15 protein-coding genes are annotated in these 13,652 nt (G+C 58.6%); 10 read left to right on the top strand and 5 right to left on the bottom strand.

All coding sequences use genetic code 11. From position 1 onward, the window contains the following. The first annotated feature begins 558 nt into the window (after positions 1 to 558). Both recF and K6U75_08075 read left to right on the top strand, forming a co-directional pair. Positions 559 to 1,704, top strand: a complete 1,146-nt coding sequence (gene recF, locus K6U75_08070) for a DNA replication/repair protein RecF (GenBank protein MCL6474991.1) — start codon at positions 559 to 561, stop codon at positions 1,702 to 1,704. After that, positions 1,694 to 2,254 (top strand): DUF721 domain-containing protein, encoded by a 561-nt coding sequence (locus tag K6U75_08075; GenBank protein ID MCL6474992.1) that lies wholly within the window; start codon positions 1,694 to 1,696, stop codon positions 2,252 to 2,254. Before recF ends, K6U75_08075 begins: the two co-directional genes overlap by 11 nt. On the opposite strand, the gene lpxK is transcribed toward K6U75_08075, so the two are convergent. Further along, a complete protein-coding gene (gene lpxK, locus K6U75_08080; GenBank protein ID MCL6474993.1) occupies positions 2,219 to 3,301 on the bottom strand; it encodes a tetraacyldisaccharide 4'-kinase in 1,083 nt (360 codons plus the stop codon). The two genes, K6U75_08075 and lpxK, sit on opposite strands and share 36 nt — an antisense overlap. A 97-nt stretch (positions 3,302 to 3,398) precedes the next feature. Here lpxK and K6U75_08085 point away from each other — a divergent pair, with 97 nt between their 5' ends. Then, the gene (locus K6U75_08085) at positions 3,399 to 3,659 is read left to right on the top strand and encodes a hypothetical protein (protein MCL6474994.1); all 261 of its coding nucleotides are present in this window, start codon (positions 3,399 to 3,401) and stop codon (positions 3,657 to 3,659) included. 3 nt (positions 3,660 to 3,662) lie between these two features. Here the strand turns inward: K6U75_08085 and K6U75_08090 are convergent, their stop codons facing one another. Continuing rightward, a complete protein-coding gene (locus K6U75_08090) occupies positions 3,663 to 4,115 on the bottom strand; it encodes an SRPBCC family protein (GenBank protein MCL6474995.1) in 453 nt (150 codons plus the stop codon). A gap of 239 nt (positions 4,116 to 4,354) precedes the next feature. Here K6U75_08090 and K6U75_08095 point away from each other — a divergent pair, with 239 nt between their 5' ends. The 7 genes from K6U75_08095 to erpA all read left to right on the top strand — a co-directional run bounded on the left by K6U75_08095 (position 4,355) and on the right by erpA (position 11,002). Beyond that, the gene (locus K6U75_08095; GenBank protein MCL6474996.1) at positions 4,355 to 5,665 is read left to right on the top strand and encodes an MFS transporter; all 1,311 of its coding nucleotides are present in this window, start codon (positions 4,355 to 4,357) and stop codon (positions 5,663 to 5,665) included. 130 nt (positions 5,666 to 5,795) lie between these two features. Further along, complete coding sequence (locus K6U75_08100) at positions 5,796 to 6,839, top strand: rod shape-determining protein (protein MCL6474997.1); 1,044 nt, start codon at positions 5,796 to 5,798, stop codon at positions 6,837 to 6,839. Between the two features lie 18 nt (positions 6,840 to 6,857). Next, on the top strand, positions 6,858 to 7,694 hold the full coding sequence (gene mreC, locus K6U75_08105) for a rod shape-determining protein MreC (protein MCL6474998.1): 837 nt from the start codon (positions 6,858 to 6,860) through the stop codon (positions 7,692 to 7,694). Then, positions 7,691 to 8,185 (top strand): rod shape-determining protein MreD, encoded by a 495-nt coding sequence (gene mreD, locus K6U75_08110; protein ID MCL6474999.1) that lies wholly within the window; start codon positions 7,691 to 7,693, stop codon positions 8,183 to 8,185. The genes mreC and mreD overlap by 4 nt, the downstream gene beginning before the upstream one ends. 22 nt (positions 8,186 to 8,207) lie before the next feature. Continuing rightward, complete coding sequence (locus K6U75_08115) at positions 8,208 to 9,482, top strand: Glu/Leu/Phe/Val dehydrogenase (protein ID MCL6475000.1); 1,275 nt, start codon at positions 8,208 to 8,210, stop codon at positions 9,480 to 9,482. Between the two features lie 34 nt (positions 9,483 to 9,516). Next, a complete protein-coding gene (gene trxB, locus K6U75_08120; GenBank protein ID MCL6475001.1) occupies positions 9,517 to 10,449 on the top strand; it encodes a thioredoxin-disulfide reductase in 933 nt (310 codons plus the stop codon). A gap of 199 nt (positions 10,450 to 10,648) precedes the next feature. Further along, positions 10,649 to 11,002 (top strand): iron-sulfur cluster insertion protein ErpA, encoded by a 354-nt coding sequence (gene erpA / locus K6U75_08125; GenBank protein ID MCL6475002.1) that lies wholly within the window; start codon positions 10,649 to 10,651, stop codon positions 11,000 to 11,002. A 162-nt stretch (positions 11,003 to 11,164) separates the two neighbouring features. Here erpA and K6U75_08130 read toward each other — a convergent pair whose 3' ends face one another. Genes K6U75_08130 through K6U75_08140 form a run of 3 tightly spaced genes read right to left on the bottom strand, consistent with a single transcriptional unit; the run spans position 11,165 to position 13,613 of the window. Further along, positions 11,165 to 12,106 (bottom strand): LD-carboxypeptidase, encoded by a 942-nt coding sequence (locus tag K6U75_08130; protein MCL6475003.1) that lies wholly within the window; start codon positions 12,104 to 12,106, stop codon positions 11,165 to 11,167. 1 nt (position 12,107) lies between these two features. Next, a complete protein-coding gene (locus K6U75_08135) occupies positions 12,108 to 12,851 on the bottom strand; it encodes a hypothetical protein (GenBank protein ID MCL6475004.1) in 744 nt (247 codons plus the stop codon). Positions 12,852 to 12,860: 9 nt separating this feature from the next. After that, positions 12,861 to 13,613, bottom strand: a complete 753-nt coding sequence (locus K6U75_08140; protein ID MCL6475005.1) for a hypothetical protein — start codon at positions 13,611 to 13,613, stop codon at positions 12,861 to 12,863. Between the last annotated feature and the right edge of the window lie 39 nt (positions 13,614 to 13,652).

A 13,652-nucleotide genomic window follows, 5' to 3' on the forward strand; every position in this document is an offset into this window, starting at 1 on the left:
GCCGCCACCTGCACGGTGAGGCTCAGGATGCACACCGTAGCCAGTGTGCGCAGGTACGGAAACCGTCGTAGCATTTTTCCAGCACCCTCCCTTTGTGATGGTTTTGAAAGTCTTCAAGAACTTCCAGACGCCACCTTCTGCAAAGATGCTCTACTGCAGTCAATCTATCAAGTTTGTGTTGCGGTTGTCAAGGCATTTTTGCGGGGGGTCGGCGGGAAATTTTTGAAAAAATCTTCTGGCGAAGGTAGAGGTTTGCCCTCACCCCCTGCCCTTCTCCCGACGCTGCGGGAGGGGAGTGTGACCTCACCCCCTTCCCCTCTCCTGCGAGGAGAGGGGCGTTGATACTCGCCCTTCCCTTGCAGGGAAGGGGGCTGGGGGTTGGGTTACACCACGCTGCGATGGAGGGATGTTACGAAACGTCGCGTAGCCGCGGGCTTTAGCCTGAGCAAAACTGGGGACGCTGGTTCCCCGCAACTCAGCATCCGCGTCATGTCTTTGCAGATGAACCATGTGGAGGTACAATGGTACTGAATTTCCATCCCAAACGAACGTCCAATCATGCGACTGTTAGAGATTGACTTGTTGAACTTCCGCAACTACGAAAGCCTGCATCTGTTGCCGGATGCGGGATTGAACCTTATCACCGGTGCAAACGCTCAGGGCAAAACCAATCTGCTGGAAGCCATCTACCTGCTGGCAACGGGCAGACCGCTGCGTGCAAGCAGAGAGGAAGAACTCATCCGCTGGGGCACGGAGGAGGCGACAGTTCGCGCGCGCATCCACCGGCAGCAGTCGCTGGACGTGGAGGTAGAGGCACACCTCTCGCGCAACCATCCCCGGGTGATGATGGTGGATGGTCAGGCGCACCGCGCCGCTATTGCGCTGGGGCAGTTTAACGTGGTCATCTTCAGCGCGATGGACCTCGAGGTGGTACGCGGGCAGCCGGCAGACCGGCGCCGCTATCTGGACGTGGAAATCAGTATGCTCAGTCCTGCGTATGCACGGGCACTTGCAGGTTACCGCCGCGCCTTAGAGCAGCGCAACCGCCTTCTGAAAAGCATCCGTGAGAGCGGCGGCGCATGGACCCCGTCGATGATAGACCTGCTGGACGCATGGGACGAGCAGCTGGTGCGCTACGGCAGCAGTGTGATGATAGCACGTGAACGTTTCATCAGTGCATTAAGTCCGCTGGCGCAGGCGGCTCATGCAGAGCTTTCCGAAGGACGGGAATCGCTGGACATCCGCTACGCCCCGGCTGTAGAGGGGGCGCAGGGAGAGCGGGAGCAGGTAGCGCACTGTTTTCGGGAGCAGCTGTGCAAAATGCGCGAGGAGGAGCTGCGGCGCGGTACCACCCTGGTCGGCCCACAGCGTGACGACCTGCTATTGTTTGTGGACGGCAAAGAGGCGCGCACTTACGCCTCACAGGGACAGCAGCGCACAGTGATGCTGAGCCTGAAGCGGGCGGAGTTTGAACTCACCCTGCAGGAGCGTCAGGAGCCGCCCATCGTGCTGCTGGATGACGTGATGTCCGATTTAGACGACCTGAGGCGCACCCAGCTGCTGCGTATGGCTCTGCGAGGAGCGCAGGCGTTCATCACCGCCACCTCCGCCGAAACCTTCCCACAGGAAATCCTTGCCGCTGCCCGAATGTACCGGGTGGAAAGCGGTCGCATCGAGGTTCTGGACAAGGGCAATGCAACCTGACCTGATACGCGATATTCTGGATGAAACGGTAGACGCGCTGGGTCTGCGCGAGAGGCTGAGGGCGATTCGTGCGCTGCTCAACTGGGAAGAGGTGGTGGGCAAAACGGTCGCCGCGGCAGCGCAACCCGAAGCGTTGAAAGAGGGCAAAGTTTTCATCGCCGTGAAGAGCAACGCATGGATACAGGAACTGCGCTTCCATCAGCAGACCATCCTGCAACGGCTGAACGAATATGCGGGATCCCCCATTTTCAACGAGCTGGTCTTCCGCGTGAAACCACGTTCGCGCAAAACCTCCAGAGGCGACCCGCAGCCCGAACAACCTCCCATCGTGGAGCCGGAGCTGGACGCTGCCACCATCGCGCGCCTGCACAGCCTCACCGAGCCGATTACCGATGCAGAGCTTCGCGCGAAAGTAACCGAGTACCTGGTCGCGTACCATCGTCTGGCTCAGATACGCCGGCAGCTGGGATGGCGAGAGTGCGTACGCTGCGGATGCCTGCACCCCGGTGAAGGCTCAGAGTGCCCCTTCTGTCGCGGAGACCTGGCTTGAACGGAGACGTTGAGCCGCCCGTACCTGTGCGTTCAGCCATTGCCAGAAACTTTCCGAGAAGCACGCCTCGATATCCAGTGCCCACATGGGGGGTTCCAGCAACATGGCTGGCATCTCTTCCAGTTTCACGGCGTCCTTCTCGGTGACCACGATCACCTCGGCGCCGCACTCGCGGGCAAGACGCTGGGCTTCCAGAACGTCTGCAGGCGAATAACGGTGATGGTCGGGCAGACTTCGCGTGCCGACGACCTGTGCGCCCAGCTGCGTCAGCGTTTGCCGGAACGATTCGAAACTGGCAATTGCCGCCAGCGCATAAACGCGCTTACCGGACAGCAGGTCGGCTCGCCAGTGGGCGTCCGCATGATACAGTTGCCGGATGCCTTCGCCCGACTTTTGCCAGGTGAAGCAGGGAGTAAAAGGAAACATTTGTGTGAGAGTTGTGCACCGCTCACCCTCGCCCTGCACCAGCAAAGCATCGGCTCGCCGCAGGTGTTCCACAGGCTCACGCAGGATGCCGGCGGGTAACGTCCAGCCGTTGCCGAACGGACGCTCTCCATCCAGCAACACCAGGTCCACGTCGCGGTGCAGCTGCCAGTACTGAAAGCCGTCGTCCAGCACCAGCACGTTGCATCCGAACTGTTCGGTGGCTTGTCGTGCGGTCTTGCGGCGGTCCTTGCCCACCAGCACCACCACACCGGGCAGTTTGCGGGCGATCAACAGCGGTTCGTCGCCTGCCTGCGCGGAGTTAGCGAAGATATGCTCGCCATCGGACACCACACCGCCTGCGTGGCTCATCGTGCCTCCGTATCCCCGGCTCAGCACGGCTACCCGGAAGCCTTTGCTCTGCAAATAGCGGCAGATAGCAATGACGACAGGCGTCTTACCCGTGCCCCCAACCGAAAGGTTGCCTGCGGAGATGACCACCGCTTTCGCCCTGCTCTGGCGGGGCAACCTCCACCACAGATATACTTTTAACCCGATACTGTACAGTACCGAAAGGGGCACCAGAAGAACCTGCCACCACCGGAGCTGCTCCCTGTTGCTCATACTGCTCTCCGCTTCTCTCGTTACCGAACCGCTGGCTAAACCCGTTGCAACATGTTATACTCTTATTCAGAAGCCAGTTTTGCCCAGGAGGTTCCGCGTGCCCGACGACACTCTTGAATCACTGACCCAACAGCTGGCACGCTGGCGTGAGGCGCGGCACCTTATCTCCTCGCGTCTCAACCACGACCTGCGCGCCCCGCTGACCGCCATCGTGGGTTTTGCAGAACTGCTTGCCGACGAAAACCTTCCTCCAGAGCAGCAAGCCTACGTGCAGCGCATCCTGGAGGCAGCAGACAAAATCGTCTCCATTCTGGACGAGGTGCGAAAGATTCTCAACGAGGTGGAACAGGAAAACTGAGAACTACGCCCCTTCCGCGCGAGAGCGTATCCCTTCCAGCACCATCTGTACGTTCTCTTCCAGCTTCTTGTGGATGAGGTTCTTTACCAGCGCACCCAGCAATGGCACGTTATAATCGTAATCCAGCCGCGAGTAAAAGCGTGTGCCGCCCTCTTCTTCCACAAATCGCCATTCGCCCTCCATGCGTTGCATGTCACCCTTAATCAGGCGGAAGTGGCAGGTGTGTTCCGCATCGTTCCAGATGTCCTCTTCTGTCCATTTCACGTGCATGTTGTTGAACTCTCGTACCAGCCCCGTCCACTCGGTGATGGTGCGCGAACCGTCTTCGCTCCGCTCCAAAACCTTTACCGATTCGAGGTCGGGCATCACCTCGGGAAACCGCTCGACCTCTCTGGCAACGGCATAGACCTTTTCTACCGGTGCGTTAATCCAGATGCTGTGTTCAATCGTGGGCATTGTGTTCCAGAACCTCCTGTAGTCACCACCATTTTAACATGAGTTTTCGCGGCTGCGCAACCGGTGAAGGTAGTCCACGTATTGACGAGAATATATAAGCGATTTATGATATTACCAAATCAGCGCTTCAAATCATTTCCGTCAAAGGAGGTAGGAAGTTGAGCGCACAGGGTTCGTCTGGAACGTACCGTCGCGAGAAGCTGTTCATCGCCAGCTGCATTGCGCTGGTGACCACCGCGATGGCATTCTCCATCCGCGCAGACATCCTGAAGGAGCTGGGTGTTACCTTCAACATCAGCCACGAGCAACAGGGCTTCGTGAACCTGATGGGCATCTGGGGGTTCCCCATCGCCATCCTGATTGTGGGTCCCCTGTGTAACATCATCGGCATGGGCAGGCTGCTGAAGCTTGCCTGCATCGGGCACATTCTGGGCATTGTCTTCACCATCCTGTCGCCGCAGTATGGGTTCCCCGTGCTGCTGGCGTCCACCCTGCTGGTTGGTCTGGCAAACGGCACGGTCGAGGGGGTGATTAACCCGCTTGCCGCCTCCATGTACCCGGAGGACAAAACCCACAAGCTGAACGTGCTTCATGCGTGGTGGCCCGGCGGACTGGTCATCGGCGGCTTGCTGACCACCGCGCTGGCGGAGTTCTTCAACGCCAGCTGGCAGGTGCGCATCGGCACCATTATCATCCCTGCCGTTATCTACGGGGCGATGATATGGACGGAGAAGTTCCCGCCCACCGAGCGCGCCGCTTCAGGGGTCTCTACCGCCGAGATGTTCAAGGAGATTCTACGTCCGGGCGTGCTGTTGTTAATGCTGTGCATGTGTATGACCGCGATTACCGAGCTGGGACCCGACCAGTGGGTAGGGTCGGTGCTGACCGACACGGTGGGTATTCGCGGCATCCTGTTCCTCGTGTATACGGCGGGACTGATGTTTGTCTTGCGGTTGTTCGCCGGACCGCTTGCCAGGACCTTCACGCCGGTTGGGCTGCTGGCGATTTGTGCCGCACTGGCGGCAGTCGGTCTGTACTGGCTGAGCCATGCGTTTGCTGCTGGTGTGGCGTTTGCGGCGGCAACCCTGTTTGGCATCGGTAAAGCGTATTTCTGGCCCACCATGCTGGGCGTTACCTCCGAGCGCTACCCGCGTGGCGGCGAGTTCCTGCTGGCGGTGATGGGCGCAACTGGTATGATTGCTGCCGGCATTGCCGGGCCGGTGATGGGGCGCATCTATGACCACCACACGATACAGCACCTGACCCCCGAAATCCGGCAGATGGTGGTGGTGGATAGCAAGTTCAGCCCGGAGAAGGCGAAAGAGATAGAAGACCGGGCAAAACAGGGTGACCCAACCGCCGCGGAGCAGGCGAAGGTGATTAAGGAAGCCCTGAAGCAGGGCGCAGCAATGGCCATCCGCTACGTGGCGATCCTGCCGGTGATACTGGTGTTCCTGTTCGGCTTGCAGTTCCTGTACTATCGGTCGAAGGGTGGCTACCGTGCCATTCGACTGGAAGGCAGCGGCGAAGGCGGGGGTGGAAGTGGCTAGGCGCGTTTAGCCCTGCGTGCTTTGCTCCCTCGCCCGGTAGGGGTGAAACACCATTCGCCCCTACCGACGTTTTATGTTATGATATACTGGGTATTGCGCAGGATGGAGGAGTGAAAAGGTTCGCATGGCGATTTGGAAAAGATTACTGGGACGTTTCTCGCGGGATATGGGTATCGACCTCGGCACGGCAAACACACTGGTGCACGTGCGAGGGAAAGGTATTCTCCTCCGTGAGCCTTCTGTAGTCGCTATCGAGAAAGACACCAAAAAGGTACTGGCAGTCGGCGAAGAAGCCAAAAGGATGCTGGGGCGAACACCGGGCAATATCATCGCTATTCGTCCCCTGAAAGATGGAGTGATTGCCGACTTCGACCAGACCGAGAAGATGCTCCGTTACTTTATCCAGAAAGTGCACCGGCGTTCGTGGGCGGCGCCGACGGTGGTGGTGGGCATTCCCAGCGGGGTGACCGAGGTAGAGCGTCGCGCGGTGATGGACGCCTGCAAAAAGGCGGGGGCGAAAGTATCTTACCTGATTGAAGAGCCGATGGCAGCAGCGATTGGAGCGGGCTTGCCTGTTGGGGATGCGACTGGTTCGATGATTGTGGACATCGGCGGTGGCACCACCGAGGTAGCAGTCATCTCACTCTCGGGTATCGTGGCAAGCCGTTCCATCCGTATCGCAGGTGATGAGATCGACGAAGCCATCGCCGCTTACGTGCGTCGTACCTACAACCTGTATATCGGCGATCGCACCGCCGAAGAGGCTAAAATCCAGATTGGTTCCGCCTACCCGCTGGAGGAGGAGACCCAGATGGAGGTGCGGGGGCGGGATTTGATTACCGGACTGCCGCGCAGTGCGGTCATCTCCTCCGAGGAGATAAGGCATGCCATTCAGGAGCCGGTCAACGCTATCGTGGAGGCGGTCAAGCTGACATTGGAGATGACTCCACCCGAACTCGCATCGGATATCATCAACCGGGGCATCACGTTGGCTGGTGGTGGCGCGTTGTTGCGGGGGCTGGACTGCCTTATCTCCAAAGAGACGGGAATGCCCGTGCATGTGGCGCCCGACCCGCTCAGCTGCGTGGTGATAGGCACAGGACGAGTGCTGGAGGAGATTGAGACCAATCCCAGCCTGCGCAAGGTGCTTATCGGTACCAATCGCTCTTACTAATCGCGAGCGTGTTTCTCTATGCGCAACCTGTGGCGGGACAACCGGTTCCGGATCATCGTTGTGCTTGCTGTACTGGCTCTGTTCGCTGGCATCCAGCACAATCGTGCAATGCAGCGAGGGGCGGCTAACCCGTTCGCAGAAGCAGTGATGGCTCTGGTGGCTCCCGTGCAGTCTGCCCTGCGTTCCACCGGAGATTTCCTCTCGGACTTCGGTTACGGGGTAGTGCACGGGCGACGGTTACGCGAGCAGAACCAGCAGCTGCAGAGAGAGATAGAGGCTTTACGCACCGCGCAGACCACGCTCGAAGAACTGCGACAGGAAAACGAGCGACTGCGCCAGCTGTTGCAGTTTGCCCAATCCAGGAAGATTCGCCCTCTGGTAGCGCGTGTGCTGGCGATCCAGCCCTCTGCCTACTTCCACACATTGATCGTGAACCGTGGTCAGGCAGAAGGGGTGCGCCCGCGCATGGTGGCGGTGACGGACAGAGGACTGGTGGGACTGGTGTATCTGGTGACACGCCACACCGCACACGTTTTGCTGATTACCGACCCGAATGCCAGCGTTGGCGCGCGGATACAGCGTGCGGAATCGCGGGCGGTGGGCGTCTGTCGGGGGCGCGGAGAGGATTATCTGGTGTTAACCTTCCTGTCCAAAGATGCCGATGTACGACCCGGCGACGTGGTCATCACATCGGGACTGGGAGGGGTATACCCCGCAGGTATTCCCATCGGCACTGTCGAACAGGTCATGGAACAGAAACAGGCGGGTATGCGCGAGGCGCGTGTGAAGCCTTTCGTGAATGTGATGCAGATAGAAGAGGTACTGCTTACTCGCGGGGAGACACCACCTTCATGAAGATGCCCGTGTGGCTGAAGCTGATGTTGCTGATGCTGTTTGCTACCGCCGTGCAGGGAAGTTTCGCCCATCACCTGCAGTTTCGCGGCGTGCAACCCGATTTCAATAAAGTGGTGCTTATCTGCATCGCGGTCAACACTCCCGTACATGTCGCCACAGCCTGTGGTTTCCTGTCAGGCTGGCTCATGGGCACGGTGGTGGGGATGTCTGTGGGCAGCTACCTGGTCAGCCGGATGGTGCTGGGAGCATCGCTGGGTCTGCTGGAGCTGCGGGTCTTTCGCCATCATCCGGTGGTACTGATATTCTCCGCCCTGACGGGCAGTATGCTGTGTGAGGCGGTGTTCTTCCTGTTCTCGCCACAGCCGAACGTGTCGCAGTGGGTGTATCAGGCGGCAGGCGAGAGCATCTACAACCTGCTGTTTGTCTTGCCAATCGCCCTGTGGGTGAGGCGTATTTTGCCGTCGGGACCGGGGCTGGTGTACGCATCATAACTTGCTCAAACGGAGGAAAGCGATGACCACAACGCACGACAAGGGACGCAACGGAGCGAACCCTTACCAGATGGCACTGGAGCAGCTGGCGATTGTGGCGGAACTGCTGAACGTGGACCCCAATATCCATGAGTTTCTCAAATACCCCGAGCGCGAGCTGACGGTGCATTTCCCGGTGCAGATGGACGATGGCTCGGTGCGCATCTTCACAGGCTACCGGGTGCAGCACAACCGGGCGCGAGGACCTTCAAAGGGAGGCATCCGCTATCACCCCGAAGCCGACATCAACGAAGTGCGCGCTCTGGCGATGTGGATGACGTGGAAGTGCGCGGTGGTAAACATTCCGTATGGTGGGGCAAAGGGCGGCGTGATGTGCGACCCCAAGAAACTGTCACTGAAAGAGCTGGAACGCCTGACCCGGCGTTATGCCACCGAAATCAGCGTTATCATCGGACCGGAGAGCGACATCCCCGCACCCGACGTGGGTACCGACCCGCAGGTTATGGCGTGGATTATGGACACCTACAGCATGCACAAAGGCTACACGGTACCCGCTGTGGTGACGGGCAAACCGATACCGATAGGTGGTTCGGAGGGACGTATCGAAGCAACGGGGCGCGGGCTGGTGATGATAGCCAATCGTTGCTCGCAGATACTGAATATCCCACTGCAAGGGGCACGGGTGGTCATCCAGGGCTTTGGCAACGTGGGCAGCTCGGCAGCGAAATTCTTTCACGAAGCGGGCGCGAAGGTTGTGGCTGTCAGTGACGCCCTGAACGCAGTCTATAATCCCAAAGGGCTGGATATCCCCTTGCTGTTGAAACACTGTGTCCGACGTGAGGGCACTCTGCCTCAGTACGCGGAAGGCGAGGTTTTGACCAACAGGGAAATGCTGGAACTGCCCTGTGATTTCCTGGTGCCTGCCGCGCTGGGTAACCAGATTACCAGCGAAAACGCCGCGCGCATTCGGGCAAGGGTGATCATCGAGGGGGCGAACGGACCCACCACGCCAGAGGCAGACCGCATCCTGAACGAGGCTGGCGTCTTCCTTGTACCCGATATCCTGGCAAACGCAGGCGGGGTTATTGTCTCATACTTCGAGTGGGTGCAGGACCTGCAAAGCTTCTTCTGGAGCGAAGACGAAGTCAACCAGCGTCTGGAGCGCATTCTGATCGACGCCTTTGACGAGGTGGTGCGCACGGCGAAGACGCGCAAGGTGGATATGCGCACCGCTGCGTATATTATCGGCGTGGGCAGGGTCGCCGATGCCATCATCACACGCGGAATCTACCCGTAGCAGTTGCGTATCTAAACGTGAGGAGGTGTATCGCATGACTCATAAACTCATCATCATCGGTTCGGGACCGGCGGGCTACACCGCCGCCATCTACGCCGCGCGGGCGAATTTGCAACCTCTCCTGTTCGAGGGGTTACAGCCGGGCGGGCAGCTCACCATTACCTCGGAGGTGGAAAACTACCCCGGCTTTCCGGAAGGTATTCAGGGACCGGAGTTGATGCAGCTGTTTCGACAGCAGGCGGAACGCTTCGGTACGCAGATAATCACCGATGCCATCACCCGGGTGGACTTCTCCTCGCGACCGTTCAAGCTGTGGGACAGCGCGGAGAACCTGTACGAGGCGCACGCGGTCATCATCGCCACCGGAGCCAGCGCGAAGTGGCTGGGACTGGAAGCGGAGCAGAAACTGCAGGGCAAGGGAGTATCCGCCTGTGCGACCTGCGATGGCTTCTTCTTCCGGGGCAAGGAGGTCATTGTGGTCGGCGGCGGCGATACAGCCATGGAAGAGGCACTCTTCCTCACCAAATTCGCCACCAGAGTGTATGTCGTACACCGGCGCGACCAGCTGCGCGCCAGCAAGATTATGCAGCAACGTGCCTTCGAAAACCCGAAGATTGAGTTTATCTGGAACACCGTAGTGGAAGACATCTACGATGTGAACGTGGGCAGGGTGACGGGCGTGCGCCTGCGCAATGTGAAGACGAACGAGGTGTGGGACAAACCGATTGACGGCGTGTTTATGGCTATCGGTCACAAGCCCAACACGGAAATCTTCGCCGGGCAGGTGGAGATGGACGAGCAAGGTTATATCGTCCTGCGGCGGGGCACTTTCACCAGCGTGGAAGGGGTTTTTGCCGCAGGCGACGTTGCCGACCATGTTTATCGGCAGGCGGTGACCGCCGCAGGCTCCGGCTGTATGGCAGCGATTGACGCCGAGCGATGGCTGGCAGCACAGGGTATTGAGTAACCCATTTTGGCGCAGCGGGAGGGGGATGTTGCCCTTCCCGCTTGAATCCTGTGTGAAAGTAAGGTATAATTTGATATGCTAAATATTCGCGCCTCCCACGCCGGATACAGGAGAATGTGAACGGTTGCGCACATGGGCGGGAGGCGGATGAGGTATACTATTCCAGTCCGACGATGAAGTAAGGGGTGGTAACTGCGCGATGATCACACTAACCGAACGAGCAGCAACCGAGATTCGCAACATCATGGAGGCGCAGGGCAAGACCGACGCCATGCTCCGGGTGTTCGTGGCAGGCGGTGGTTGCTCTGGTTTACAGTACGGCATGGCGATCGACGACATCGTGGACGAGGGCGACCAGGTTTTCGACTCGCACGGCGTGAAGATTGTGGTGGACCCGTTGAGTCTGGGCTACATCACGGGTTCGGAAGTGGATTTCGTAGAGGATAGTCAGGGTGGTGGTTTCAAAATCGACAATCCGAACGCCGTTGCATCCTGCGCCTGTGGTGACTCCAGCGACGAGGGTTGCGGTTGCGGCAGCTGCGGGTGCCACTAAGATAGACTATTCTCCTGTCAACGGCGGGCATAGAAAGTTTATTCTCGCACATGACCTCTTGAATAGTCAGGCGCTGGTTCTGTAGCTTGCTCGCGAAGGCAAGCACAGCCAGTGCCTTTTGTATCATCCCAACGCCTCAAGGGTGCGGCTAGGGGGTGATGTTCATGCCTTTGATACCGCTGGCTCCAGCAGGGTGAGGGTGCCTGCCGTTGCGTCCAGTCTCGCTCGAACGCCCAGCGGTAAAGTCAGCGGGTTCTCGACGTGCCCGAAGGGAAAACCGATAATCGCGGGCTTCCCCAGCGGCACAATGATGTCCTGCCAGACCTGCTCGATGGTCAGGCTCTCTGCAGGGTCAGAAACATGCTTCTGCCAATCGGTGATTTCTCCTATCACAAAGCCAGCCGCTTCATCCAGCACACCGCTTCGTTTCAGCTGCGTCAGCATCCGGTCTACCGCATAGGGGGCTTCGTCCACGTCCTCAATCACCAGAATCTTGCCTTTGGCATCGATTTGTTCGGGAGTACCGCAGGTAGCGGTGACCAGACACAGGCAGCCGCCGGTCAGTTCGCCTTCCGCAATGCCGGGCACCAGCGTCTGAACGTTTCCCTCACGGGTATCGTAGGTGCCCAGCGGTTCTGGCTTCTCCAGAATGTCAAACATATTCTGGATGGCATGTTCAGAGACATCGCGCGAGAGGGTAATAATCATCGGTGCATGATACACCACCATATCGGTATAACGAAGGAAGGCGATATGTAGCGTGGTAATGTCGCTGTAGCCGATAAGGGGTTTCGGATGGGCGCGGATGGTATCCCAGTCCAGGTAGTCCAGAATGCGTGACGCTCCGTAGCCACCTCGCGTGCAGAGAACGGCTTTCACGTCCTCGCGGGCGAACATGGCGTTCAGGTCGGCGGCTCGGTCGCGGTCTTCGCCTGCCAGATAGCCGCGGCGGTCAAAAGCATGTTCGCCGAAAACGAGTTTGTATCCGCGCCTTTGAATCTTTTCAATGCCCGGTTGCAGGGCTTCAGGGGCTTTGTAACTGCTGGGCGACACGACGCCGATGGTATCGCCCGGACATAGAGCTGGTGGTTTGATGCGTGGCATATTATCGCGCCTGTTCCTCCTCCTGTATCCCATTGTTCACCGCAAGGGGGCTCTCTTCCTGCAGTTCCTCTGTCGTTGCCCGCGGCTGTCCGGCTTGCTGTTTCACCTCTTGCAGGGTGAGGGGTGGTTCCCCTGCCTTTGCCCTCAACCTGTTCAACCTTTTGAGCATCTTCCGGAGCTGCTTGTCGGTTTCACCCTGCCGGTAGCTCTCTTCGAGAGCGGTTTGCATCGCCTGCAGGAACATCTGAGGCTCGCCCAGCCGTTCAAACGCCTCTTCGTCTGTCCGCCGACGGGCGAAGTCGCGAAGGAGAGATGGGACGTCCAGTAAAACAGGCAGTACGAGCAGGTGTACCAGGTCCCACAGCGGATTGACCCCCAGCAATCTTCGGACATAGTCGGTCACCGCCAGAGTAATTATCAGCGCCGCAACAATCGTCAACACCACCAGCACCAGATAGCCGTGCCATATCTGTCGCTCCATATAGTTGCGCACGGCAAGAATGGCTAACAGGCGTGGGGATATTCGCTCCAGCAGGTCGTCGCTTACCCAAAGGGCGTTCTTTTGCCAGCGCAGGTTGTCCTCCACCGATGGTTCGCCATCCGCAGGAAAGGTGAATACCATGGGGTTCACTCCCATGATTTGCCCCCACAACAGGTAGGTGTGCAGCCATTGCACAAAGGGGTGGTTGCTTTCCAGAACCGGATATTCGGGTAGGCTTTGCTGATTCCTCTGGTTGTTTTCCATTGGCTAAACTTACATCCTGACCTTATCCACCTTATTATACTCGTCCGGGGGATGTCGTAGCAGGAAATCGCCCTTGTCGATAGGCGGGCGGGACGGATGCTTGTGTCCATCGTCATCCGAAGGCGGTGGAGGCATCAGCTCTTCCATTGTCACCTCGGGATAGCCGTTCTCCCTGCACAGCGAGTTCAACCTGCCCATAAGTTCCTTGACATTTTTGTCCATACCTTTGATTTTAATATCTGCTTTGATGACCGTAGCCAGAGCCTGCAGGAAGACTTCGGTTTCCCCTGTGCTTTTGACTATCTCGCGGTCGATGCGCTGGGCGATGCTGCGGTGCCATGCCCACACCCGTTCAATGGGCACTATCACGAGCAGGTGGAACATCCAGTGGTAGACCTTGTCGTGTGTGGGCGGGGCAAGGTGGTAAATCAGCGGCGGGATGGTAAACACAATCAACAGGGTCAGCAGGATGGAGCGTATGGTTAACCGCCGTCTCGCCTGAGCCTCCAGATAACCCCTCACAGCCAATAACGCCAGATGTCGGGCGGGCACCTCCTGCAAAGCCCTGCCTGGCACCATCAGGTGAAGCCCTTTCCAGCGCAAGCTGCGAAGGAGAGAGATGCGCGGGTCATGGGTAACAACCTCCACGGTGGGAGACGTACCCGATTGCGCGTAGAGCATGTAGGTGCACAGCCACTGGTGGAGCTGCGCCAGGTCGTGGTGGTTTGCTATCTGTTGAAGATGTTGCACCAGCCTTTCCATCGTATCCTCTGACTAAAAAAGGGCGAGCAGTCACCTGCT

The organism is Bacillota bacterium (assembly GCA_023511455.1).
Classification (GTDB): domain Bacteria; phylum Armatimonadota; class HRBIN16; order HRBIN16; family HRBIN16; genus HRBIN16.

Excerpts from the sequence above, each read along its gene's own strand:
- K6U75_08130 (MCL6475003.1), bottom strand. The coding sequence starts at position 12,106 with ATGCCACGCATCAAACCACCAGCTCTATGTCCGGGCGATACCATCGGC.
- recF (MCL6474991.1), top strand. The coding sequence starts at position 559 with ATGCGACTGTTAGAGATTGACTTGTTGAACTTCCGCAACTACGAAAGC.
- lpxK (MCL6474993.1), bottom strand. The coding sequence starts at position 3,301 with ATGAGCAACAGGGAGCAGCTCCGGTGGTGGCAGGTTCTTCTGGTGCCC.
- K6U75_08090 (MCL6474995.1), bottom strand. The coding sequence starts at position 4,115 with ATGCCCACGATTGAACACAGCATCTGGATTAACGCACCGGTAGAAAAG.
- erpA (MCL6475002.1), top strand. The coding sequence starts at position 10,649 with ATGATCACACTAACCGAACGAGCAGCAACCGAGATTCGCAACATCATG.
- K6U75_08075 (MCL6474992.1), top strand. The coding sequence starts at position 1,694 with ATGCAACCTGACCTGATACGCGATATTCTGGATGAAACGGTAGACGCG.
- K6U75_08135 (MCL6475004.1), bottom strand. The coding sequence starts at position 12,851 with ATGGAAAACAACCAGAGGAATCAGCAAAGCCTACCCGAATATCCGGTT.
- K6U75_08095 (MCL6474996.1), top strand. The coding sequence starts at position 4,355 with ATGGCATTCTCCATCCGCGCAGACATCCTGAAGGAGCTGGGTGTTACC.
- K6U75_08115 (MCL6475000.1), top strand. The coding sequence starts at position 8,208 with ATGACCACAACGCACGACAAGGGACGCAACGGAGCGAACCCTTACCAG.
- mreD (MCL6474999.1), top strand. The coding sequence starts at position 7,691 with ATGAAGATGCCCGTGTGGCTGAAGCTGATGTTGCTGATGCTGTTTGCT.
- trxB (MCL6475001.1), top strand. The coding sequence starts at position 9,517 with ATGACTCATAAACTCATCATCATCGGTTCGGGACCGGCGGGCTACACC.
- K6U75_08140 (MCL6475005.1), bottom strand. The coding sequence starts at position 13,613 with ATGGAAAGGCTGGTGCAACATCTTCAACAGATAGCAAACCACCACGAC.
- mreC (MCL6474998.1), top strand. The coding sequence starts at position 6,858 with ATGCGCAACCTGTGGCGGGACAACCGGTTCCGGATCATCGTTGTGCTT.